Source organism: Vibrio sp. HENC-03, from assembly GCF_000305755.2.
Lineage (GTDB): Bacteria > Pseudomonadota > Gammaproteobacteria > Enterobacterales > Vibrionaceae > Vibrio > Vibrio owensii.
In genome coordinates this window covers 90,204-113,992 of the sequence record NZ_JH976049.1, presented here as the reverse complement: position 1 = coordinate 113,992, position 23,789 = coordinate 90,204, and the positions used below count along the sequence as shown (strand labels likewise).

Sequence of the window (23,789 nt, the reverse complement as noted above, 5' to 3'; positions counted from 1 at the left end):
CTTTCTATACGGCCATACCAAGCTGACATTGATGGAGCTCAACATGACTCGATGGATTATCCTAGTCGCAACATTTTTATTTTGTTCTTACGCTAACGCCTACAAGGTAGAGCCTATGGTTGCTGAGATTGAACCCATAGGTAATCGAGCCCAAATGTCGATGCGTATCGACAATACATCCCGAGTACCCCTAACTGTTGAGCTCTATCCTTTTTCAATGACCATGGATGAGCAAGGTGTAGAAACCACAAAACCCGCAGACGATGAATTACTGGTTATTCCGGTAACCGCTATTATAGAGCCCGGTCGCTCTCAATCGGTCATGATTCGTTATTTAGGTGACCCTTCCATCTCAGAGTCAAAAGCATATCGTGTCTCTATTAAACAGGTGGAAGTAACCCGTGGCGAAGAACAAAGCGCTAAGATGGGGTTATTACTTCAATTCAATACATTAATTAATGTTAAGCCAAAAAACACATCGGCAAACTTGGATATTAAAAGCGTCAAACAGAAAGGGAACAAATGGATTGTAGAAGTAGAGAATAATGGAAGCAGTTATGGTAGGTTGACGAATACTAACTGGCATTTATCCGATGGTAGCAATTCTAAATACCTAAAAGGATTAGATATTAGTAAATTGATCGCAGGCACACTTGTCCTTCCTCATTCAACACGATTTTTTGAAATGAAACCATTGAAAGGGTTTGACGTGTCAGATTTGTCGATAGAAATAGAACAGGATAAATAACATGTTCTATCAATCTATAACATGTCTAATCTTGTTATTATTTAGTGGTTTTTGTAATGCAATCATTATTTCACCAACTGTATTTGAATTGAACACAGATAGAAATACAACATCACAGATCATAGTGACAAATAATTCAACAGAAAAAATGCCGCTAGAAGTAAGTATTCATCAGCTAGTATTTAAGAAAAATGGTCAATATGAAACCAAAGCATTAAATAGCGACGCACTTTTGGTTTTTCCACCAGCAGCAATGTTAGCACCGAACTCAAAGCAAGTATTTCGTATTCAATGGCTTGAGCCTTCTGTACAAAAGGCATCCTCCAGCTACTTTATACGATTTACGCAAGCTCACTTGGCAAATGGTGACAGTCACACCGTCACGTTATCTGGGCAACTGAGTGGGGTCAAAATTAAAGTGCATTATAACGCGCTGCTTCATGTGTACTCCAACAACCAGCAGCCTGACGTCACCTTGGAAGTGTCTGATGCAGGGCAACTGGTTATTCGTAATACTGGCGAACGCTTTACCTACTCTCGACTACTGTATTTTGAGCCGTTAACAGCGACAGAAAATTACTCGCTCCAACAACAAGTCGGTGACCAATTTTTGCCACCATTTTCTACCTTCACCCTGCGTTCACGGAAAGCAATCCCAGTAGGAAAATATCATGGAAGAGAGCAATGAGCGTCGGAGCAGTGCTGTTTGGCTCCTATTCATTTTATTAACGATTTTATGTATCGCTCAAATCAACATCAGTTGGGCACGCGAGGTTGTGCTTAATCCAACAGGTCGAGATATCGAGCTATCCTCTCTTTTAAAAATAAGTGACAGCGTATTGGGTCAGGCACAAGTCACCATTACCGCCGATGACGAGATTCGCTTACCGAAAGACAGTACCATCGCCCTACTTTCGTCGTCTGTTGCCGAATCAGCCCTAGAAAAGTTACAAGACGCTAGTTCAGAGACCTTGTCTCAAGAAGACTTTCAACGTGCGGGGCTTGGGCTTACCTTTGATTTATCCAGCCTAGAATGCATCATTTCAGTTCCTAACGAATTGAGCGTCACGCGGCAAATATCGTTAGCTGAAGACAATGAACATTTTAATTATTCTGAACCCAGCTTTTTCAGTGGTTATGTCAATGTCACCGCATCGGCGAATGAAACTCAGACCATAGCAGATCAAAACGACCGACAAAGTATTTACAGTACAAGATTTGAATCGGGCTTAAACGCAGGTTCTGCAAACCTTGAATATGAGGCCACTTTTGAAAATGGCTCGTCTCAAGACTCAGATTATTACCGCCAAGGCACGCGCTTAAACTACGACTTTCCTTCACAAGGAACGCGCCTTGTATTGGGTGATATGTTTAACGTTGGCAAAAGCTTTCAAGATGGTACCGACATCCTAGGAATCGGCATCACACGTGACTTTACTTTGATTCCGACTCGTAACGTGCGCCCTAAAGCCAATCAGTCTTTTACATTGCAACGCACCTCGAATGTCGACGTTGTTATTGATGGCATTGTCGTTCAGCGGCTGACACTGGGTGCAGGCAGCTATAACTTGAGTGATATCCCACTCGCACAAGGCACTAACGATGTCGAATTGGTAATCACCGACTCTTCTGGACAAACCGAACGAATTCAATTTTCTGTCGCAACGGGGAATGACCTTCTTAACAGCGGAGAGTTTGAGTACAGCTTGATGGCTGGCGTGCCGTCAGAGGTCAATAATAACGAGCTCGATTATCAAACCGATCAAAAATTGATACATGGTTATCTTGATGTCGGCGTATTGCCATGGCTTACGTTAGGCCTAAATGGTCAAAAACGGGAAGACCTGTACCAATATGGTGGAACGGCTTTGATTGCAAGCTCACTAGGTGTCACCGAATTGTCTGCCTCTCAAAGCCATCATCCCACTCTCGATTCTGGGCAAGCATTTCGCGTCGCTTTCGATGCAGAATTTGATGATAACAACCCTTGGCAACCACAATTAAGTGTTTTCTATGAATACCAATCGGAAAACTTTGCAGGTGTAGAAAGCTACAACACCATCGACTCTCCTCTCAACCAAACCACTCACTATGCATCTGCGTTTGGCGCGTTCTATATTAATGACGATTTACGTGCAGCCATGACGGTCAATTACCGATCTGGCACTGAAGATACTGCGAATTATTGGTCAGTTAGCCCTAGCCTGTCCGGTTCCTTCTTCTCGACACCAGCGACATGGAGCGCAAGGGTCAACTATCAGAACAACGACGTAGGTTCAGATGAATGGAATACGTCTCTCACGTTAAGCTGGCCATTAAGTGATTCCACACGATTGGTTAGCCGCTACAACAGCGAAATCGATCAAGCAGCTCTGGATCTCACCTATCAAAATAACGTGGGTAATACCGGGGGCATGTCTGGTTATGCTTCTGTTGTTACCAGTAGAGACAGCGACGCAGACGTTGACCTTGGCGTTAACTATTCTGCCAACCGCTTTCAAGTTATCGCTGACCACGCTACGCGTATGGAGAGTTTGAACGAAGATATAAGAAACCACAGTACACGTTTAGAAGTCAGTAGCGCGATTGCCTTTGCAGGTTCCTCAATCACAGTGGGCCGTCCCGTTCGTGAAGCTTTTGCGGTTGTGTCCAAGCACCCAAGCTTAGAAGAAAACAATATTGATATCGATCCAACACTGGACGGAGAAAGCGCTCGCGTATACAGCCATAGCGCGTCCAATGTATTGATTCCAGACCTTGTTGCCTACACTCCTCAATTGATCAGCTATGAAGTAGAAAACTTACCGCCTGGTTACGATTTAGGTGATGGTGCATTTTGGCTGAAGCCTGGCTATAAGCGCGGTTACCAGCTCGAGATTGGTTCAGATTCAGTGTTAACCGTGATGGGGACTTTACTCGATCGGGAGAGCGGAAGTCCTATCCCACTTATTGCTGGCGTAGCAACTTACTTGGGTAGCGAAACCCAACAGCCCATCGAATTCTTTACCAATCGAAACGGATTGTTTGCAATCTCCGGCTTACGTCCCGGTCAATACCAACTCACACTCGACACAAAAGAAAAACAGACTGTGGTGATCACTTTAGATGAACGCAGCAATGTTTTAATCAGATTAGGAGAGCTTTATGTGGATTAAACCTTTTGTCACCTTAATACTGCTTGCTCCCCCAACTTTAGCAGGTTCTCTTTGTTCAATGAGCAATTTAAGCGTTGAACCCGCTTCCACACAAGCACGCTATGATGTGTTTGCCTCTGGCGCATACGCACTTATTTCAACATTTCGATTGCGCGCCAACATTGAAGGAGAACAATGCCAAATTCCGGTCAAGTTAGAGATTGATGATGGTGATTCTTTTTTAAAAGGAGATGCCAATGCCCAATTGACTTTCGAATGGCAAGGCGGGAACGGTTACCAAAAAGGCAATCAATGGCATGTTGTCTTAACGGAAAATAACGTTGATATTACTTTTCAATTACGTTATCCGGCTCAGCAATGGCTCACTTCAGGTATTTATCAAGGCAAGCTCGAAGCGACAGTATTAACCGAACAGCTGCTCAATAACGAATATATTTTGCCTGCGGTGACAAATATCGCAGTCTCTGTTTTGCCGATGGCAAAAATACAGTTTTATGGTTTGACTCAACAGCATTACGAATTGGATATGGGGATACTTCAATCCAATAAAATGGTCACATCCGCCCCCAAGCTTTGGATTCAAAGTAACGCCGGATACAGCTTGGTTTTTGAATCAACGAACCGAGGTGTGCTCCGACACGAATCTGCGGACACCCAATGGGACATTAACTACGACATGTATCTGGATTCTAAGCAAATTAACCTAGATCAGGCGAGTGCTAGACTCAGCGAAAACACGCCATCGAAGGGACACGCGAACAGCATGAAGTTTATCATCGGGGATACGCTAAATAAGCCAGGTGGTACCTACAATGATGTGCTCCAGATCTCAATTGAACCGAAGCTTTCACAACAACCTTAGACAGTCGCAAAGTTGAAACAGAGAAAAGTGGCAAGCGCAATACCCCTCGACTAATGTGATTACATTATCAATATTGTTAGTACAAAGCTATTATATAGGGGCTAGTTATGAATATGGGGACGCATAGGAAAGAATTAGAATCTAACATCCTTCTTATTGGTGAAAACTGTATTCAAAACCAGTTTATTCGCAGGGAGTTAGAAAAGAATCCCCAAAACAAACTTACCCGTAAAAGCATCCATTGCTTGGGCGATGAAATTCAATTGTCTAATTATAATGTTGTTCTGATTTCTAACTATCTGTTAGAAGAAAGACCGCACTCTGACTATATCTCACCAAAAACAAAAAACACCGACTTAGTGGTTTATGATGTGCCTAAAACTAGCTCCGACCTTCGGCTTTTTTCTTGCCTCAACCTCAAAGGTGTACTGTATGAAGATGCACCGATAGAGCATTTAACTCGCTGTATCGATACCGTGTTAAGTGGTGAATTGTGGTTGCCTCGAAAACTGATGGCAAAAATGCTGATTCATTTCCGTCCTTATGCCATCAGTTCTCAAGAAATCAGCAACACGCTAACGAAAAGAGAAAAGCAAATCCTCGATCGTATCGTTCAAGGACAATCAAATTTAGAAATTGCTGACGCTCTATTTGTTGCGGAAAGCACAGTTAAAACTCATGTTTACAAACTCTACAAGAAACTCAATGTGAGTTGTCGCAAAGAAGCCATTCAAAAATTCAGCCGTCCTCTTAAGCAAGAAACTCAAGAACATTAGCCATCGCTGACTCTAGTCTTGTTTCTCAACATTCCCTTCGATTAGGTGTACAAGTGACTGAATTTGTGCACAATAGACCTGCATTATTTGTTAATAAATAGTAAATTAGACACACTTCTCTATCGGCATTGTCTTGATGCTGCCTTTTTCTCTGCATCGGTGTCGAGAGATACGAACGTACGTTCAAGGACCCCATTTGGGGCGTTTAAGGAAAGAACATAACAAAGAGTAGTCACATGAGCGCATTTCAAAAACTCGTCGAACATTCAAAAAAAGTCTCTAACTTTGGTCACCTATCTGCAATCGTAGGTTGGGATCAAGCTGCCGTCATGCCAGCAGGGGGTGCGGAAGCCCGCTCTAACGCGATGGCTGAACTAGAGGTGCATATGCACTCTCTTATGACTCAACCTCATTTAGGTGACCTGTTTGCACAAGCAGAAGAAGAGTCATTATCAACGCAAGATCAAGCCGTACTGCGTGAAATGAAACGCGATTGGCAACAAGCAAACCTACTGCCTGAATCTTTGGTGCAAGCACAGTCATTAGCAGGCTCTAAGTGTGAGCATGCTTGGCGTACCCAACGTGGCAATGACGATTGGGTTGGCTTCGAAAAGAACTGGGCTGAAGTGGTTAAGCTTTCTCAAGAAGAAGCTCAAATTCGCGCAGAAGCGGCTGGCACGTCACCTTACGATGCAATGCTAGAACTGTACGAACCAGGTACAACGTCAGCGTCTCTAGACGTGCTATTTGCGGATGTGAAAACCTGGTTACCATCAATGATTGATGAAGCTATCGAAAAGCAAAAAGCCAACAACATCCTGCTTCCGAACGGCCATTACCCTGCTGAAAAACAAAAAGCACTGGGACTGGAAGTCATGAAACTGCTGCAATTCGACTTCGAACATGGTCGCCTTGATGAAAGCGTTCACCCATTCTGTGGTGGCGTTCCTACCGACGTTCGTATTACCACTCGCTACGACGAAAAAGAGTTCGTGCAATCATTGATGGGCATCGTGCATGAAACAGGTCACGCGCGTTATGAGCAAGGTCTTCCAAAGTCGTTAGCAGGCACAATGGCTGGCCAAGCTCGTTCAATGGGCATCCACGAATCTCAATCTCTGTTCTTCGAGATGCAAGTGGGTCGCAGCCAAGCCTTTGTTGAGCACCTTGCTCGTCTGGCTTCTAACCACTTTGAAGGTCCTGAGTTCGCTCAAGACAACTTGTCGAAAATCTACACGCACGTAGAAAAAGGCTTTATCCGCGTTGACGCTGACGAACTGACATACCCTGCTCACGTTATCTTACGTTACGAGATTGAACGCGACCTAATGAACGGCGTGATCAAGCACACTGACGTTCCAGAGCTTTGGAATGAAAAAATGAAGGCTTACTTAGGTCTGTCAACAGAAGGCAACTTCAAGAACGGTTGTATGCAGGATATCCACTGGACAGATGGCGCCTTTGGTTACTTCCCATCATACACGCTTGGCGCGATGTACGCGGCGCAATTTATGGCAGCGATGCAGAAAACCGTGGACGTAGATGCCGCGATTCGCTCTGGCGATCTGTCGCCAATCTTTACTTGGTTATCTGACAACATCTGGAGCAAAGGCAGCTTGTTCTCGACCGATGACTTGGTGACGCAAGCAACAGGCGAAGTGTTGAACGCGAAACACTTCAAAGCACACCTAGAAAGCCGATACTTGGGTAAATAACTTTCGCCAAGTCATTACACGAAAAAAGGCTGGTTTAATACCAGCCTTTTTTATTTGCGCTAGAGTCTACTCAAAGCGCCCAGAAGCTTATAATTAAGCTAGATTACGTTTCACCGTACTCTTCATGTTTTGCATGAAGTTTCTGAAGTGCGGCATGAAATCAACGAACAAAGGATGCTTGCGATCTTTCATCATCACAGGACCAAGTAGACGAAGGGCAACACCAACGCGTGTCGCATCTGCAGGTTCTAATCCGCTGCTTTGGCCGATCTTATCTACGATATTCAACATGTCTTCGCGATCTTGGACTTCAAAGCTCAAGCTTTTTGCTTCACGGCCTTCTTCTACGTTTACTTCTTCGATAGTAATGCGGTAGTGGTTGTCTTTTCTCATCTCATTTCTCCAATCAATATTCACTCGCTTTTTAGAAAGCGTTCAATCTTTGGTTTGATGGTCATGGATGTAATGGTCATCAACACCATTGCTAAGGATTCTGTCACTCAATTCTCGCTCTTGAAGTTACGCTCAATTAAGTTGATAATGTCAACTATAGTTATTTAGTTGATAATGTCAACCACTTTTATTTGGAGTGTTACATGTCGAATCCAAAATCGCTGGATAATCTGTTCCATCTTGTGCACGTCTTAAAGCGTCAATTGCACGAGCAAATTGAGCAACTAGAACTCCCTATCGCGCCTATGCATGTACGGGTGATAAAAATCATTAGCAAACAGTCACCATGTACGGCAATGGATGTGGTGAACTTCTTAAACCGAGATAAAGCACAAGTCACACGCTTAATTAAGACATTGATTGAAGAAGGCTTTATTGAGAAGAGACCGAATCCAGAAGATAAACGCAGCCAGTGTTTGTTGACCACCGAAAAAGGCAATGAGGTGTTGGCGAAGATCAAAGCCGTCGATGCTGAGATCTTTCAAAAGATGACGTTCAATGTGTCTGAGGAAGAGCTAGAAGCGTTCCAACTTGTCGCTGGGAAACTGGCAGAAAACCTGTCGAAAAAGCCAAGCTAAAAAATGGTAATCATTTAGAAATCAGTTCAGCCATTATTGATTACTGGCTGAACTAATGTATAGAAAGTGCTAGCAAACTACTTCTTTTAGCGCGTGATAAACGAGCTTCCCATCAACCGTTTTGCTTTCCATTAAAGAGATTGAGTAAATAGGGAGTGGTAAAGGTGATATCTCAACAGCATCAAGTGGTGCTTGTTTATCGACGTGTCGAGCAAGTGTGATGTGAGGAACATAGTCACGTGACTCCGTCACAAAGCCATGCAGTTCTAATGCCTCTATGAGTTCGTTTTGCAGTGTTGTAACCGCTAAATTATCTTTAATCCCTAACCAAGCCAGTTGCCTGCCACTTTGGCGAAATGAACCTAGGTGATCGACCGTCATCTGTTCACAACGGCAGCTAAGTTGATGAAGAATATCAATAAGACGCTGCGTTTGTTCTTCTGTCGATTCACCGATAAAAGCTAGCGTGATATGAAAATTATCTTCGTAAGTGTAGCGCCCTTCTATCCCTTGCTGTTGAAGCTTGTCTTGAATCTGCTTGAGCTGTGACTTACTGCGTTGATCAAACGTGAGGGCGAAAAATAATCTCATCTAAACGCTCCTACAACCACTCTAAACCTTCATAAGGTTGATGCTTTATGCTCTCTAATCGCGAGTACAAATCACCCCTGTGGATTTCTAATTTGTGCCCATCAGGATCTAGAAGATACAACGAATCCCCTTCACTCTTGTTCTCTTTCCATTGAGCAATATCGAGCTGAATAAGCTTGTGAGAAAAGTCCGTGAAGTCTTGCTGTGAGATAGAAAAAGCGATGTGGGAGTAATCACTCTTCTCGTCTGGCTTATCAACCGATAAACAAAGCCAGAGATCACCCAAAGAAAGATACGCGCCTTGTTTCCACTTCACGTGTCCCTTAAAACCGAGCGCGTTGATATAGAAATCGAGCGAGCGTTCTAAATCACTCACCGCTATCGTAATGTGGTTCAATCCTGTCAACATGGTTCATCCTTGGTCATCCAACATCGCCATTGTGGCAAACAACCAAGCAGAATTGAATCGACAGATAAAAAAAAGCCCAGAACAAATGTCTGGGCTCGTAGGTTACATCACAGGTACAAGTTGGGGTTTATACAAACAACATTCCCCATCCGGACGAGTTTTAAAGCGACGATGCAGCCACATGTACTGCCCAGGGCATGCCATGATCGACTTCTCGACAATCTTATTTACAAACGCTGCCGCTTGGACTGGATCGTTTTTAGGGAAGCCTTCAACTGGCGCGCTAATGGTTAAAGTGTATTGCCCATTGCTTTCACGAACCATAGTAAATGGCACAATGGCACAATCCGTAGCATCCACCAGCAAGCTGGTTCCCGTTGTTGTACAGGCACGCTTTACCGCAAACAAAGGCGCAAACGTCGAACGACGTGTACCATAGTCGTGATCAGGTGCGTACCAAACACGCTGGCCTGTTTTCAGTGCTTCCAACATGCCCTTTACATTTTTACGATCAATCAAAGTACGATTGGAGCGAGAACGTCCTTTGTATTGGAAGTAGTCAAAACATGGGTTGTTGTTTGGGCGGTAAACACCAGAACCCGACTTTTGGATCCCAAATGCTCGCGCACCAAGTTCTAGATTCATGGAATGCACCGCTAACATCAGAACACCTTTACCTTGTTGTTCTAACGCTTCGATATGTTCCATCCCCTCAATGTTGACATGCTTGCTGACACGTTTATCTGACCAAAACCACGCCATCGCGGTTTCAAACAGTGCGATACCCGCGTTGTCGATGTTTTCTTTTATTATCGCCTCACGCTCTTGGTCGCTCATGTCTGGAAAACACAGCTCTAAATTACGTTTTATCGTGACTTGTCGTTTTTTCATTAATCGCATCGCTATGCGACCAATTCCGCTTCCGAGCGCGAGTTGTACACGAAATGGAAGGAGGCTAAGAAGGTACATGATGCTAATTATGATCAATGTGCCCCAGTAGCGAGGTGCCAAAAATTCTGCCTTGAATTTTGGTGCTTTGTGCTTGTTCATGAGTGTGTCATCAGACGAATTCGTCTATAAAAATCCTTAAAAACAACGATAAATACGAAAAGTTATTATCATTGACTGTGCTTATTAAAAACTAAAGCGCGCGGAGTGTAGGCCTCTTTGACACACTACACAATAAGAACTTTCGGAGATTGTGGGCGACTTTATCAAATCTAAGAAAAATGCCGTGATTTTCGTCGAATTGTCATAAAAATGCGGCTTACTGTACTGACGATAAGCGATAGTTCCGCCGCAGCGAGTAATTGCGTTTCGAGATATGAATTTGAAAGAGTGAGTGTCCCGAGAGTGCCCTTCTCGTCTATCGCCCAATAAAAGGAAAAAGGGAGCAAAAGGCCCCCTTGTTGAGTCAGTTTTTAAGTACGCTTTGTTCCAATAAACCACCTTCAACCAGATCAGTAAGAATGACTTTAGTTTTTTCTCTGAACAGATCGCGCAACAATCTTACGGTTGGCGTAATTGATTGTCTGCTCGGACAAATCAGCCACAGTTCCGTTGGTGTCGGCTTGTATTCACTCATGACATTCACTACGTTGCCTTTGAGCAAATCTTGCGACATATCCAAACACGATTTGATAGCCAAGCCCTTTCCAGAGACACACCAACGTCGGACTAAATCGCCATCATTGGAAGCTCGATTGCCTTTGAGTTTGACCTTGTGTTCGCTATCACCATCACTGAATCCCCAAACATCCTGCAACGTATCGTGGAGTTGATACAACAAACCATTATGTTCGCTTAAGTCTTGTGGGTGCTTAGGCGTTCCATGTTCCGCAAGATATTCTGGTGTTGCGCATAATAACCTTGGCACATTGCAGATTTTAAACCCGTACATGCTGGAATCTGTCGGTGCACCGTAACGCAGGGCCATATCGACAGAGTCTCGATAGAAGTCCACGTTGCTATCACTGATGTTGCTTCTTAGCGTCACCTGCGGATAACTGTCCATAAACTCATCGAGCCAAGGAGTAACTAAGTTTCGTCCTAAATCGGAAGAAAGCGCGACTCGCACTTCCCCATCAATAATGTCGAGATCTTCACGCATGTTTTGTTTCGCGTGTTCTAACAGTTCGAGTGCTTTTTCACACTGAGGAAGATAACGCTCACCCGCACTGGATAAACGCAAATGGCGCGTTGTTCGCACAAACAACTCAGCCCCTAAAGAAGCTTCGACTCTTTTTACCGCCGCGCTGGCCGTGGCGGTTCTCATATCTAATGCGGTCGCGGCTCCTGTAATGCTACGAAACTCAGCGACTTTGAGCACTACTTGAAGATCTTCAAGCAACATATTATCTAATCCTATTTGATAATCTCTTGATGATTATAAAGCTTTAGAAGAGATAAGGTTGTTTGAAATCTCACATTCAAAAAACGACAAAGGGAGCACTTGGCTCCCCTGTCATCAAATTCTTAGGATGTTATTTCTCAATCGCATGCGCAAATTCGTTCGCAAAATCATTGAAGTTACGTGCTGGCTTACCAGTCACTCGCTCAACGGTGTCCGTCACTTCTGTGTAAGCCCCCGTCCCGAACCAAGCCATGATTTCAGCCAATGCATTGGCGAACCATTCATCCATTCCTGCTTCTTTCATCGCTGCGGCCGCGTCTTGTTCAGAAACAGCCACATATTCGATTGGCTTGCCTGACGCTTGAGAGATCACTTCCGCTTGCTGTGCAAAAGTCAGAGCCTCAGGACCAGAGAGTAAATAAGTTTGGCCATCGTGACCTTCTCCGATAAGCGATTCAACAATCACTGCCGCTACATCGCGAATATCCACCACGCTTTGTTTTGCATCACCAAGCGGTAAGAAGAATTTACCCATTGCATTGATGGTCGCTAAGCTACCAAAGAGGTTCTGGAAAAAAGAGTTTGGCTGAATAATGGTCCAAGCCAAGCCTGATGCTTTGACTAAATCATCGGTCACCACGTGGGTACGAATGATTTCTGAGCCCGCATCACTCTTAGCACCCATGCCCGATAGCTTAACAACGTGCTCAACATTTGCTGCTTTTGCCGCTGCAATAACGTTCTCCACCCAAAGCTTGTTGTCTTGATGAATCGGCATAGAAACGTAAATACGTTTTACACCTTGCATCGCTTTTTCCATCGCAGCAACGTCGGTAAAGTCACCCTCACGAACTTGTTCTGGCTGAAGATTCATGGTTGCTGTTGAGTTGGCATTTCTTACCATGACACCAAAATTTGCACCTGTTTGTTGTAGTTGACGAACCACTTCTGAGCCTGTGTTACCTGTTGCGCCTAAAACTAGAATGTCCATGATGTTCTCCTACCGAGGTTGAGCGTATATTCTGTGTTTGCAGCATGCCGCTGCGGTATGGAGTAACTTTAGTTAATCCCGTAAAAATTGACTAGATAGATAATCTGGGCTTCACTATCCCATATTCGGGATGAAGAAAAATAGGGTTAACATGAAAGAGATATCAGCCTTGCCTTTATTTGCGCGCGTCATTGAGCTCAATAGCTTTGCTGAAGCGGCAAGGCAACTCAATGTGCCGACGACAACCGTGAGTAGGAAAATTCAGCAGTTGGAAGCAGAGCTAGGCGGCAAGTTAATCAACCGCTCTACTCGATCACTGTCACTCACTGAACTCGGGCAACAAGTCTTGCCCAAAGCACAGTTAATCGCAGATACGGTCAGCGAGCTTTATCATGAAGCGGAAGATGCCGCGAGCAAGCCGATTGGCACACTCAATATCACTGCACCTCGTGCACTCAGTCAGAACCTACTCGCCTCCCTATTTGCGGAGTTTCAAGCACGCTATCCCACGATTAAGATCAACCTTGCTTCGTCTAATCGATATCAGGATATGACGAAACAGAGTTTGGACTTCGCCTTCCGTTTAGGCCCATTGAGCGATTCTTCTTTAGTGGCGATTTCTCTCTCTCCCGTGAAGTATGTTTTGGCCATTTCAAATGCTCTGGCTAACGCTCTCCCCAAGTTCGAACACCCGCGTCAATTGAATGCAGCGCCGTGCATCCGCAATCACGTGGAGGGATACTTTTTACCTTGGCGGTTTAGCTCGAAAGATGAAGTGGTCGAAGTGACCGAAGCTGGCAGTGTCACAACCGATGATTTCTTTGTTAGCAAACAACTTTGCTTAGACGGTGCAGGCGTTTGTTATCTGCCAAAGTCTATGCTCTACCAAGAATTGCAAACCCAACAGCTTACAGTGATTTTGGATGATTGGGTCCCTCAAGATAAAACCATGCTCTTGGTATATCAGGACAGAAAACACTTACCGCAGAAGTCGCAACTGTTTATCGATTTTATAAGAGAGAAAAAGTCTTATATCGAAGCGTTTTTATCCGGTCAAAACTGACGATGACGTCGCACTCTAATCGTTTGTTTTTCAACACATGCGGGTGTAAAGTCTCGCCATAATAGCTATGAGACATTCTCTTTAATTGGAACAAGTATGAACTTCGATACCTTGTTGGCGTTTGGCGGCATCGTTTTCTTTCTGGCCGTGATACCCGGCCCTAACGCTTTGCTGATTTTGTTTACCGCTCTGACGCAGAGTCGCCGCTTCGCGATAGCCAATATTCTTGGTGTGGCGTTAGGCTTTCTGATCCATGCGTTTGTATCGGCGAAAGGTTTGAGCCTGCTGCTTTCTCAGTCCGCGTTAGCATTTAATATTTTAAAGTGGATGGGTGTCGCTTACTTGGTATGGCTGGGAATCAATAACTTGAAAAGTGGCCTTAAGCTGGCAGACCAAAAGCTAAAGCTCGACCGCAAGATAGAAGAGCAGACGCTGAAACAAGCTTTTGCGAAAGGATTACTGACCAACCTGCTGAACCCAAAAATTGTGTTGTTTTACCTATCTATCTTCCCTCAGTTTGTACAACCTGAACACATTCTGGAACAAAGCATGACGTTGGGTGCGCTACAGGCAAGCATCGTCGCGAGTTGGTTTTTGTTTGTGATCTTCTTTGCCACCAAAGTGAAAGCACTGCTCACTTCTTCCAAAACCAGTAAGTGGCTGAACTACGTGAGTGGTGGGCTGTTTATCTTCTTTGGTATTGGGTTAGCTAACACCCGTTTTTAACCCCCAATGACAGACACAAAAAACACGCTCTAGGGCGTGTTTTTTAATACTGTTCTGTTAGCCAAAAACTGCGGCCAATACTAAGATCCCGACAAATAGCACCGCCACCAATCCCAACAAATAAGAGAGTTTTCCGGTGCCACCTTTTGGCGCTTGATTACAACATCCCATGGTTTTCTCCACTTTTTAAATCACTCTAACTGCCCTCAATCTAGACCTTCCCCCAAGGTTAGAGTCAAACAATGGCGTATTTCGACCAAATTTCTAGGATTCTGGTAATAAATAATTCGCTATAAACACATTTCTTAATATGCATTTTTTAACGCAATCTTGCGTTTTTTGACCAGAGCAAACGTTTAAATTGATTACGATTAAACCACTGAGATTTCGGTTCATTTTTGAGTAAATACATACCATTTTTGGCTATATACCGGCAGATTCGTGCAGCCCTACAATACGCCCGTCTTACTTGTAGCACGCGGGTTCTCCGTCCGAGACACGTGGCTCAATAATTAAAGGTATCGAATGAGCAATATCGCCAAATCCGCCGTCAAACTCAGTGTCTTTTCTGTCATCATGATTACGGTTACTTCCGTCGACAGCATAAGGAACATTCCGGGTGCCGCCTTATTTGGTAGTCACGCCATCTCTTTCTTCTTACTGGCAGGTCTTTGCTTCTTCGTCCCTACGGCATTAGTGTGTGCAGAATTGAGTACCACCTACCCGCAACAAGGCGGTGTGTATTTGTGGGGTAAAGAGACGTTAGGCCCAAACTTTGGCTTTGCGACCGTGTGGTATCAGTATGCTGAGAACATCGTGTACTACCCACCTCTCATCTCGTTTATCGTCGCAACCGGTGCGTATCCTTTCTTCCCTGAACTAGCCCAGAACAACATCTTTATGTTGATCATGATTAACGTGATTTTCTGGGCGCTGACTTTGGTGAATATCTTCGGTCTGCGTTTGTCTTCGCTCATTACTAATGTGTTCGGTACGCTTGGGCTTATCTTCCCTATCCTGCTGATCATCGGTTTGGGCGGCTACTGGGCTTATACTAATCCGAGTGAATCACATATCTCACTTCGTCATGCATCCGACTGGTTACCTGATTTCTCACAAGATGGCATTGGCGCTGGCTTTACCGCGGTTGTGCTTTCTCTAACAGGGCTTGAGATCACTACCTCTTACGCGAGTGAAGTCGATAACCCACAAAAGACTTATCCAAAAGCACTTATTGCTTCAACCGCATTGATTCTGGTTTCTCTAACCGCGTGTTCGCTTTCGATATCTTCCGTAGTATCGAGCGATCATTCAAGCTTGAGCGAAGGGGTTATTCTGGCGTTCAAAGCGTTCTTCGATGATTTGAACATGTCATTCATGCTACCAGTTATCGCGCTTGCGATTGTATTTGGTAGCTTGGCGAGCCTGAATAACTGGATCATTGCACCAACTAAGAGCTTACATGTCGCTGCGAAAGACCATTTCCTGCCGCTGACATTATCAAAAGAGAACAAGAACCAAGCGCCTGTTCCACTTCTGTTACTGCAAGGCGCGATTGTAAGTGTGCTTTCTTTGGTGTTCATCTTGGTGCCAAACGTGAACCAAGGCATGTGGCTGTTGAATATTCTGATGACTCAACTCTACATGGTAATGTACGTCTGTATCTTCGTTAGCTTCTTGGTCTCACGCCGTAAACACGCCGATATTCAGCGTCCGTTCCGCGTACCTGGTGGCAAGTTCGGTATGATGTTGGTGGCGACACTAGGCTTGGTTAGCTGTCTGGTGACCATCTTCGTATCATTCGATGTGCCAGCAGGTATCAGCGCTCAAACAGGCGCATCTGCTTTGATTCTTGGCTTTATCGCCTTCAGTTTGCCAGCGATTGGTGCCGTAATGTACCGAAATCGTAAGCGTCGTCGAGAAGGCCAATTGATTGAGGCGATGGCGAATTAGCCGCATCCATGTCTCTTTTACATAGCCAGAAAATGTTTCTGCAGATAGCAAAAAGCCGCGAACTATTCGCGGCTTTTTGTTAGTAAATCTATGGATTAATGACCGACGGTCTTAGACAGCAAGTTCACAATCATAACGCCAGTAAGAATGAAACCAATACCAACGAGTGCAGCAAGGTCGAGTTTTTGTCCGTATAGGAAGTAACCAACAGCAGCCACAAGTACAATCCCCGCCCCGCTCCAGATCGCATATACAATACCAACTGGCATGCTTTTTACGGTCACAGACAGTAGGAAGAAAGCGATACCATAACCGATGATAACCACGGTGCTCGGCATCAATTTAGTAAACTGTTCTGTCTTTGGAATAGAAGAAGTCGCAATCACCTCACACACGATAGCAATAGACAGCGCAACCAGTGGAGGCATAGAAACAAGCATTTTGAACATAAGGCAAACAACGCTCAATTAACCTGAACTCGATGACATATCGAATCTCTGAGCGGCGCATTATAATCAAAATCCGTCAGTACGCTATAAAAAGTGATGCAACTCACATTTACACCAGCGTAATAATCGCAGTTAGAAGTCGGTCTCTTCCAAATTGATCACACAGGCAGACGTATCATTTCTGGCTGTGAGTAACGAATCTGGGTCCGCATAAACGATGTTGTCCAGCCCCAACTTTTGCATATCATCAATGTGATACATCCAAACCGCGTTGCTGGTATCGCAACCTGCTTTGTGTAATTTTTCACGTTTATTCAAGTGTCCAAACATGGTGATCTTTGGATTTACCGCCACCAGCGCAAAAAAGGCTTCTTCATGCTGACGCCATAAACTCAAAGATTGGCGCCATTGTTCGAGTTCTTGTTGATCAAAGCCATCGGTGTCCCATTCATCTTGCATCGCGCCACCAAACCAAAGCACTTCTGAGCCTTTCATAACCAAAGTACTCGGTGCCGCTGTTAGAACATAATTCGCACAGGCAGAAGCGCACGTTCCATTGACGATTAAATGAACCTGATTGTTGTAAACCCAACGTCCTAGCTCCATCGCTGGTCGATACTCGCCTGAGTCGCTGTCTATCATCAAGGCAACAACACCCTGCGGTTGAACATTGGCAAGCTCGATGGCTTCTCGCACGCTCTCCGCGGTTATTTCGCCATTAAAGTAAAGTGTTCGACCTTCCATGTAGATATCATCAGATAAACTGCACGCTGATAACCCAGTGAGCGTGAGTGCGCCTAGCCACTTTCGCATATCCCTCTCCATGATCTTCATTCCAAAACTCGACATCCAACTTCAAATTAGTATTGAACAAGTTGAATAAAAACGATGGAGAAAGTGGCACATTTTTGACCAACGTCAAAATATGCATATTGTTACTTATAACCTATTATTTTTTAGCGAATGGCGATTTAAATTGCACTAACATGGGGGGGATGAAAGATATCAAGAACTTAGCTCGGATGACTCCCAAACCATAATGATGGTCTGGACTCCGTTGTGTGAAGCGTTATGCAGAGGACGGAAACCGTATTTCAGATACAAAGCTTCATTATGCGGCTCGCATTGCAAAAACAATTTTGGAATGCCAAGTTGAAACACGTGATTTTGTGCACGAACGACCAGCGCAGCAGCATAACCTTTACCTCGTGATGAGGCATCGACGTAGACTCCACCTAACCAGTGCTCATACTCAGGGAAATGAATGTTCTCTCGGATCTTGAGTTCAGCGACTGCTACAAGGTCATTGTTTTCATCATGAATCACAAATGAAAGTGGAAATGCATGGCGGCTATTGGCTTTGAGTAAAACCTTCTCGCGAACTTGAGTGGGCGTCACACCAGGAACAGTGTAAGCCCACTCGTCAAAGTACCATTGTGCAATAAGATCAGACTCATGGGGGAAGTCAGCGAGAAAGTGAATTTGGAATGCCCTTTCTGCCACTATTAATAGCCACCATCTGCACTATCGACCACAGTCGCTTCATTGCCAACATCCGCTTTGGCATGGTTAAAGTGATGCTGCTGTGAAAGCTCAAAGTAGATATGCATATCAATCGGTTCTGGTGTGTTGAGAAGCATTTTGCCAACCTCACGCTGGAAGTGGCCGTAATTACCAAGCTCCTCGGTTAAACCTAACTGCTCATAGCTCGCCAAACTGGTAAACATACCGTAAGCGTATTGATAACGCGTCATGTCTTCCAACTTGTCGTGCCCAAGTTCGGCCAACGCTTGGTCGACTTCGTCTGGCAGATAAACGTCCTTATCGCCAAACTCCCTAAGCAAGACGTTAGGAACTTGATGTGCAATGCTCTGAATGGTCTCTTTTCTTTTAAACATACCGAACATAATGTCCTCCACTGACGATGATTTTCCATACAACGTATTTAAGTACGTGTTGGCGAGCCAATTAGTGTCTTTATTGGTATTAAGGCTCAAAATTTATACTAACTCGATCTCATAATTCTCTTCAAACGCAACCGTATCCGTTACACAAAAATGTACTCAGAAATCTTGCCGCAATCACAATTGCAGAGCGTCAGTTTGAGTCGACAATTCATACCAATTGAGCAATAACCCCGAATCGATTTGGATTTTCAATGGAATCTAAAAAGTGTTTCGATTCCGCTCTCTCTTATCGAAATGACCAGACTGCATTAAGCTAAATTTCATCGGCTAACGTGCAATCAAGGAGCATACCGTGACTTACTATTCAGTATTAGATGTAACCCCTACAGCCCAAGACTGGGTACCTGCTTATGTCAGCGTCTCGAACGCACTGGTGGAAAAACACGGTGGCAAGTACATCGCACGAACAAACGTGCACGAACGACTAGAAGGCAATGGTGAAGCTCCTGCACTTCGCATCATCATCGAATGGCCTTCTCGCCAAGCAGCACTCGACTTTATGAATGACCCAGAGTATGTGCCTCATCTAAACGCTAGAACCGCTGGTTCAAACAGCAATCACTACTTGATCGAAGGTAATGACCAGCTGGCATAGCGAACAAATCGTATAAATTCATTGAGTACAACAATAAGCAAAGAAGAGCTCAGCATCCGCTGGGCTTTTTTCGTGTTTATGTCACATTTCATATCGACATCCGTCAGTAATTACGTTAGCTTTAGAAGTATAGACGTCTAAAAAGTCAAGCTTAGGGAGAGAAAGCCGTGCCAATTAGAATTCCAGATCAGTTACCCGCTAGCGATGTATTAAGGACAGAGAACATCTTTGTGATGAGCGAAAGTCGAGCGGCGAGTCAGGAAATCCGTCCATTGCGAGTGCTTATTCTCAATTTGATGCCAAAGAAGATTGAGACAGAAACTCAGTTTCTTCGCCTACTTTCTAATAGCCCACTTCAAGTGAACGTGGAACTGTTACGAATCGATAATCGCCCAAGTAAGAACACACCAACGGAGCACCTAGACACATTTTATCGTCAATTTGAAATGGTAAAAGGCAAGAACTTCGATGGCCTTATCATTACTGGTGCTCCATTAGGTTTGGTCCAGTTTGAAGATGTGATTTATTGGGATCACTTGAAGACCATTATGGAGTGGGCAAAAGATCACGTCACGTCCACACTTTATGTTTGCTGGGCTGCACAAGCGGGTTTGAAGCTTCTATACAACCTGCCAAAGAAAACACGCAAAGAAAAGCTATCGGGCGTGTACCATCACTCTATCCATCATCAGTACCACCCTCTTCTACGTGGTTTCGATGATACGTTCTTAGCACCACATTCTCGTTATGCAGATTTCTCGCCGGAGTTTTTAGAAGAACATACGGACCTCGATATTCTCGCAACGTCCGATGTCGCAGGTGTTTATCTAGCAACCACAAAAGACAAACGCAATGTGTTTGTCACTGGTCACCCAGAATATGACTCTCACACACTCCATAATGAATACATTCGAGATTTGGGCGAAGGGATGGAACCTGCCATTCCAATCAATTACTACCCGAACAACAACCCAGACAATCCACCTTGTGCGAGTTGGCGCAGCCATGGACACTTGCTGTTCTCGAACTGGTTGAACTATTGCGTTTACCAACAAACGCCATACGATCTGGACCATTTCAGCGAAGACGCCTTCACTAAAGACGACTAACTGCCTGAATTTAGAGTGTGAACTAAGCCGCCAACTGGCGGCTTTTTTGTATCAGTTTGCTAACCTGATCGCATAGTATTTTTTCCCCAATAGGCTTTTGCATCGTAATTCATATCATGCTGTGTGAATCAGGGATGTGGGGCATATATATGAAGCTTGGAAAACTCGGTGCATTAGTGTTAGCAAGCCAACTAGGTTTGGTTGGGTGTGTCACCGTCAATGAAGATGGAAACAGTCCAGTTGTGAAAGCCGATCCGGTTTCTATGGCAGAGTCACGAATCGCTCTCGGTCTCGGCTATTTAGAGAGTGGCAGCATGATCCGAGCACACGATAATCTGCAGCAAGCCCTTACCCACGCACCTAGCTACTATCGAGCTCAACTTTCGATGGCGCATTACTACGAAACCGTAGGTGAAGATTCAAAAGCAGCACAGATGTACAAACGCTCTCTTCGTCAGCATCCTAAAAATGGTAATGTGCTGAACAATTACGGCACCTTCCTGTGTAAACAAGGCGAATACAGCCAAGCAGATAAAATGTTCAATCGTGCGATCGAACAGCCTTACTATTACCTTATCCCTGCTAGTTACGAGAACGCCGGATTTTGTGCACTAAAATCGAATCAAGCTGAAAAGGCAAAGTATTACTTCGCTCGAGCTATCGACCATGACCCTCACCGTCCTAAATCTATCCTTCAATTAGCTAAGTTAGAGATCGACAGCGGAAACTACACCGATGCTCGTATTCGCTTGATGCGCTTTAACCAAATGTACGGAGTCAAGAAACCCTCTCTCCGCCTAATGGTGGAACTAGAACGTGCTGCAGGCAATGAAGCCTTAGAGCGAAAGTATCAGTATCAACTCGATCAAATTTCTTAACTCCATAAACTCAAAGAGTCGACCACAAAGCGTCGACCACAAAGCGTCGACCACAAAGCGTCGACTCTCGTCATGCTCGGACTGTTTGCCTAGCATTCTTCTGTCGTTCAATGCTTTTCTGAAGCCACTTTCAATCGTCTAAAATTACAGAAGTGTCATCGTGAATTTTCGCGTCAAAAATAGCACTAACTTGCTATTTATTAATGAATTTTTAGATTTAACTAAATTAGCAAACTGAATTTTTACTCTAATTTATATGACACCAATCACACTAATTTGCTTAGTGTTTGCACAGCAACGAACAAGATCTATACATTCGAGTGGCTTATAGGCAATTTATTAAAAACAATTCAAATCTATAAATGTCACAGAAATAAGGAAATTTATGTTGAAGTATAAGAACACAGCGTTGGTGGCAACTCTCCCTCTTCTATTGTTACAAGGCTGTGGAGGCGGCGGTAGTTCCAGCAATACACCTACGAGTACTGCGCCAACAGATATTGTTACATGGAAATCTGGAGATTTTTCTGTCCCTGCTAGCAGTTTTGCTAACAAATGTAGTATCGCAAGAACGGGTAAAGATCCTTACACAGGAAAAGAATACCCAGATGAAGCTGGCTCAACTCTGCACGAAAAAATGTTCTTACGTGCCTTCAGTAATGAAACCTATCTTTGGTATGACGAGATCCCAGATATCAATCCAAACAACTTCATCAGCGTTGCTGCTTATTTTGATTCGCTGGTGACTACAGAAAGAACGGCTTCTGGCCAATATAAAGACCGCTTCCACTTCACTCGCTCTTACGACGATTTCATGAAATCACAACAAGCGGGTCTTGTTGCTGGTTTCGGCTTTAACTGGAAATTCGTTCAAAGCTATGAACCACGAGAAATCATCATTTCTTACACAGAAGATAACTCCCCAGCATCTTCAAACGGCGTTGCTCGTGGTGACAAGCTATTGAAAATCAATGATGTTGATGTTGTAAATACATCTTCGAGCTCTGAGATTGATTTCATCAACAATACGCTTTTCTCCCCTACGCTAGGTCAAAACTACACCTTCACGTTTGAAACCGTTGATGGCGCTCCGAAGGTGGTGACTCTGACATCAGCAGATGTCGCAACTAGCCCAGTTCGTAATGTAAAAGTCATCGACAACAACGGAACAAAAGTCGGCTACATGCAATACAACGCTTTTGAAGTGACTGCGCAACAGCCGCTTATCGATGCGTTTAATCAGTTGTCAGCGGCAAACGTTGAAGAGATCGTGATGGATTTACGCTACAACGGTGGTGGTTTAGTTTGGCAGTCTGCGCAAGTCGGCTATATGTTGGCAGGCACACATTCTAATGCCACCTTCGCTGAGCTGATTTACAACGACAAGATCATGAACTCTGACGAGCTAGAAAATAACGTTTATCACTTTGTCGACACCGAAATTGATTGGGGTAAAGGGATCTTGACTGCCAAGGCTCTTCCGACATTAAGTGCGAAACGTGTTTATGTTCTGACTACGGACAACACCGCGTCTTCAAGTGAACTTCTTATCAATGGTCTTCGCGGTATTGATGTTGAAGTGGTTCAAATTGGTACCACGACAACGGGTAAGCCATACGGCTTCTCTCCAGAACAAAACTGCGGCAACATGTACTACACCATTCAGTTCAAGTCTTCTAACGCAAAAGGCTTTGGTGATTTTGCCGATGGCTTTACACCGACAGCAAAAAGTCTAGTATCGTCTAATATTGGTATAGATGACAAAGTGGAAGGCTGTGTTGTAGCAGATGACTTGACCAAGCCATTGGGTAACAGCTCTGAAGGCATGCTGTCTGCAGCGCTAAACTACATGAACACAGGAACTTGTCCTCCTGCACCGGCTGTAGCGGCAACTCCAAGAGCGATGCCTATGCTAGGTGGTACTCCACTAAATCAACAGCTTGATCCACTGCGACAAGAGGCTATTCATGTCAAAATTAACTAAAACATTGACCTTACTTACCGGTGCGGGTTTTAGCATGATGCTAATGGGATGTTCATCATCAAATCACAATGACGATATGGTGAATGCTTTAAGTATTAAGACTTCTGGCGATACCGTTACGGAAATCCAGCAAGCTATCACAACGATTCAAGGCAACCAAGTACCACCCAAAATTGCCTCCAATACGTTTGAAACAAACTCACATTTGTTGATCGTTTCGGGGCAACTCATGGAAAGCTACAACATGCCATTGAACGGTGCAGAAACCGAGATGCCAGACCAATATACATTGCAGCTTCGTGGTGAGGATTGCGGTGTGTATTACGAAAAGAGCGACAAGTTTGTCCCTCTAACCAACATACAGTGTCGACCTAATCCGATTCAGGACTAAACAAAAAGCCCGCCGTTACTTTATTCAAAATAACGGCGGGGTT

General features: G+C 44.4%; 25 protein-coding genes. 15 read left to right on the top strand and 10 right to left on the bottom strand.

The annotated features are described in order from the left end of the window. Nucleotides 1-43 precede the first annotated feature (43 nt). From VCHENC03_RS23810 to VCHENC03_RS23835, 6 genes are all read left to right on the top strand, one after another. Nucleotides 44-748, top strand: coding sequence for a molecular chaperone (locus tag VCHENC03_RS23810; protein WP_009704303.1), 705 nt, complete (start codon nucleotides 44-46; stop codon nucleotides 746-748). Between the two features lies 1 nt (nucleotide 749). Further along, a complete protein-coding gene (locus VCHENC03_RS23815; protein ID WP_009704302.1) occupies nucleotides 750-1,436 on the top strand; it encodes a fimbria/pilus periplasmic chaperone in 687 nt (228 codons plus the stop codon). Next, a complete protein-coding gene (locus VCHENC03_RS23820) occupies nucleotides 1,420-3,903 on the top strand; it encodes a fimbria/pilus outer membrane usher protein (RefSeq protein ID WP_009704301.1) in 2,484 nt (827 codons plus the stop codon). The genes VCHENC03_RS23815 and VCHENC03_RS23820 overlap by 17 nt, the downstream gene beginning before the upstream one ends. Then, nucleotides 3,893-4,765 (top strand): hypothetical protein, encoded by an 873-nt coding sequence (locus VCHENC03_RS23825; RefSeq protein ID WP_009704300.1) that lies wholly within the window; start codon nucleotides 3,893-3,895, stop codon nucleotides 4,763-4,765. The genes VCHENC03_RS23820 and VCHENC03_RS23825 overlap by 11 nt, the downstream gene beginning before the upstream one ends. Before the next feature lie 107 nt (nucleotides 4,766-4,872). Next, complete coding sequence (locus tag VCHENC03_RS23830; RefSeq protein ID WP_009704299.1) at nucleotides 4,873-5,541, top strand: response regulator transcription factor; 669 nt, start codon at nucleotides 4,873-4,875, stop codon at nucleotides 5,539-5,541. A gap of 236 nt (nucleotides 5,542-5,777) precedes the next feature. Then, nucleotides 5,778-7,256: a carboxypeptidase M32 gene (locus tag VCHENC03_RS23835; RefSeq protein WP_009704298.1), complete on the top strand. Its 1,479-nt coding sequence runs from the start codon at nucleotides 5,778-5,780 to the stop codon at nucleotides 7,254-7,256. A 93-nt stretch (nucleotides 7,257-7,349) separates the two neighbouring features. Here VCHENC03_RS23835 and VCHENC03_RS23840 read toward each other — a convergent pair whose 3' ends face one another. Next, nucleotides 7,350-7,649, bottom strand: a complete 300-nt coding sequence (locus VCHENC03_RS23840) for a DUF3861 domain-containing protein (RefSeq protein ID WP_009704297.1) — start codon at nucleotides 7,647-7,649, stop codon at nucleotides 7,350-7,352. Between the two features lie 203 nt (nucleotides 7,650-7,852). Between VCHENC03_RS23840 and VCHENC03_RS23845 the strand changes: the two genes are divergently transcribed. Then, nucleotides 7,853-8,287, top strand: coding sequence for a MarR family winged helix-turn-helix transcriptional regulator (locus VCHENC03_RS23845; protein ID WP_009704296.1), 435 nt, complete (start codon nucleotides 7,853-7,855; stop codon nucleotides 8,285-8,287). A gap of 69 nt (nucleotides 8,288-8,356) precedes the next feature. On the opposite strand, the gene thpR is transcribed toward VCHENC03_RS23845, so the two are convergent. From thpR to VCHENC03_RS23870, 5 genes are all read right to left on the bottom strand, one after another. Next, nucleotides 8,357-8,878, bottom strand: coding sequence for an RNA 2',3'-cyclic phosphodiesterase (gene thpR, locus VCHENC03_RS23850; RefSeq protein WP_009704295.1), 522 nt, complete (start codon nucleotides 8,876-8,878; stop codon nucleotides 8,357-8,359). Between the two features lie 10 nt (nucleotides 8,879-8,888). After that, on the bottom strand, nucleotides 8,889-9,287 hold the full coding sequence (gene fos, locus VCHENC03_RS23855; RefSeq protein ID WP_009704294.1) for a fosfomycin resistance glutathione transferase: 399 nt from the start codon (nucleotides 9,285-9,287) through the stop codon (nucleotides 8,889-8,891). A gap of 102 nt (nucleotides 9,288-9,389) precedes the next feature. Further along, nucleotides 9,390-10,337, bottom strand: coding sequence for an LpxL/LpxP family Kdo(2)-lipid IV(A) lauroyl/palmitoleoyl acyltransferase (locus VCHENC03_RS23860; protein WP_032801972.1), 948 nt, complete (start codon nucleotides 10,335-10,337; stop codon nucleotides 9,390-9,392). Nucleotides 10,338-10,701: 364 nt separating this feature from the next. Further along, nucleotides 10,702-11,640 carry a LysR family transcriptional regulator gene (locus tag VCHENC03_RS23865; protein ID WP_009704292.1) on the bottom strand — a complete coding sequence of 313 codons (939 nt, stop codon included), beginning with the start codon at nucleotides 11,638-11,640 and terminating at the stop codon, nucleotides 10,702-10,704. 130 nt (nucleotides 11,641-11,770) lie between these two features. Then, nucleotides 11,771-12,631, bottom strand: coding sequence for an SDR family oxidoreductase (locus tag VCHENC03_RS23870; protein WP_009704291.1), 861 nt, complete (start codon nucleotides 12,629-12,631; stop codon nucleotides 11,771-11,773). A gap of 151 nt (nucleotides 12,632-12,782) precedes the next feature. Between VCHENC03_RS23870 and VCHENC03_RS23875 the strand changes: the two genes are divergently transcribed. From VCHENC03_RS23875 to VCHENC03_RS23885, 3 genes are all read left to right on the top strand, one after another. Continuing rightward, complete coding sequence (locus tag VCHENC03_RS23875; RefSeq protein WP_009704290.1) at nucleotides 12,783-13,694, top strand: LysR family transcriptional regulator; 912 nt, start codon at nucleotides 12,783-12,785, stop codon at nucleotides 13,692-13,694. A 96-nt stretch (nucleotides 13,695-13,790) separates the two neighbouring features. Next, a complete protein-coding gene (locus VCHENC03_RS23880) occupies nucleotides 13,791-14,420 on the top strand; it encodes a LysE family translocator (RefSeq protein WP_009704289.1) in 630 nt (209 codons plus the stop codon). Nucleotides 14,421-14,945: 525 nt separating this feature from the next. After that, the gene (locus VCHENC03_RS23885; RefSeq protein WP_009704287.1) at nucleotides 14,946-16,373 is read left to right on the top strand and encodes an APC family permease; all 1,428 of its coding nucleotides are present in this window, start codon (nucleotides 14,946-14,948) and stop codon (nucleotides 16,371-16,373) included. Between the two features lie 95 nt (nucleotides 16,374-16,468). On the opposite strand, the gene VCHENC03_RS23890 is transcribed toward VCHENC03_RS23885, so the two are convergent. The 4 genes from VCHENC03_RS23890 to VCHENC03_RS23905 all read right to left on the bottom strand — a co-directional run bounded on the left by VCHENC03_RS23890 (nucleotide 16,469) and on the right by VCHENC03_RS23905 (nucleotide 18,729). Next, nucleotides 16,469-16,801 carry a DMT family transporter gene (locus VCHENC03_RS23890; protein ID WP_005442747.1) on the bottom strand — a complete coding sequence of 111 codons (333 nt, stop codon included), beginning with the start codon at nucleotides 16,799-16,801 and terminating at the stop codon, nucleotides 16,469-16,471. Nucleotides 16,802-16,954: 153 nt separating this feature from the next. Next, nucleotides 16,955-17,635, bottom strand: a complete 681-nt coding sequence (locus VCHENC03_RS23895) for a hypothetical protein (protein WP_009704285.1) — start codon at nucleotides 17,633-17,635, stop codon at nucleotides 16,955-16,957. A gap of 192 nt (nucleotides 17,636-17,827) precedes the next feature. Further along, complete coding sequence (locus VCHENC03_RS23900; protein ID WP_009704284.1) at nucleotides 17,828-18,325, bottom strand: GNAT family N-acetyltransferase; 498 nt, start codon at nucleotides 18,323-18,325, stop codon at nucleotides 17,828-17,830. 2 nt (nucleotides 18,326-18,327) lie between these two features. Further along, the gene (locus VCHENC03_RS23905) at nucleotides 18,328-18,729 is read right to left on the bottom strand and encodes a hypothetical protein (RefSeq protein ID WP_009704283.1); all 402 of its coding nucleotides are present in this window, start codon (nucleotides 18,727-18,729) and stop codon (nucleotides 18,328-18,330) included. Between the two features lie 352 nt (nucleotides 18,730-19,081). Here VCHENC03_RS23905 and VCHENC03_RS23910 point away from each other — a divergent pair, with 352 nt between their 5' ends. The 5 genes from VCHENC03_RS23910 to VCHENC03_RS23930 all read left to right on the top strand — a co-directional run bounded on the left by VCHENC03_RS23910 (nucleotide 19,082) and on the right by VCHENC03_RS23930 (nucleotide 23,746). After that, nucleotides 19,082-19,384 (top strand): DUF1330 domain-containing protein, encoded by a 303-nt coding sequence (locus VCHENC03_RS23910; protein ID WP_009704282.1) that lies wholly within the window; start codon nucleotides 19,082-19,084, stop codon nucleotides 19,382-19,384. Nucleotides 19,385-19,551: 167 nt separating this feature from the next. Further along, nucleotides 19,552-20,493 (top strand): homoserine O-acetyltransferase MetA, encoded by a 942-nt coding sequence (gene metA, locus VCHENC03_RS23915; RefSeq protein ID WP_005442735.1) that lies wholly within the window; start codon nucleotides 19,552-19,554, stop codon nucleotides 20,491-20,493. A gap of 149 nt (nucleotides 20,494-20,642) precedes the next feature. Beyond that, nucleotides 20,643-21,371: a type IV pilus biogenesis/stability protein PilW gene (pilW, locus tag VCHENC03_RS23920; RefSeq protein WP_032801970.1), complete on the top strand. Its 729-nt coding sequence runs from the start codon at nucleotides 20,643-20,645 to the stop codon at nucleotides 21,369-21,371. Nucleotides 21,372-21,756: 385 nt separating this feature from the next. Then, on the top strand, nucleotides 21,757-23,355 hold the full coding sequence (locus tag VCHENC03_RS23925; RefSeq protein WP_009704279.1) for a S41 family peptidase: 1,599 nt from the start codon (nucleotides 21,757-21,759) through the stop codon (nucleotides 23,353-23,355). Beyond that, a complete protein-coding gene (locus VCHENC03_RS23930) occupies nucleotides 23,339-23,746 on the top strand; it encodes a hypothetical protein (protein WP_009704278.1) in 408 nt (135 codons plus the stop codon). Before VCHENC03_RS23925 ends, VCHENC03_RS23930 begins: the two co-directional genes overlap by 17 nt. Nucleotides 23,747-23,789: the final 43 nt, after the last annotated feature.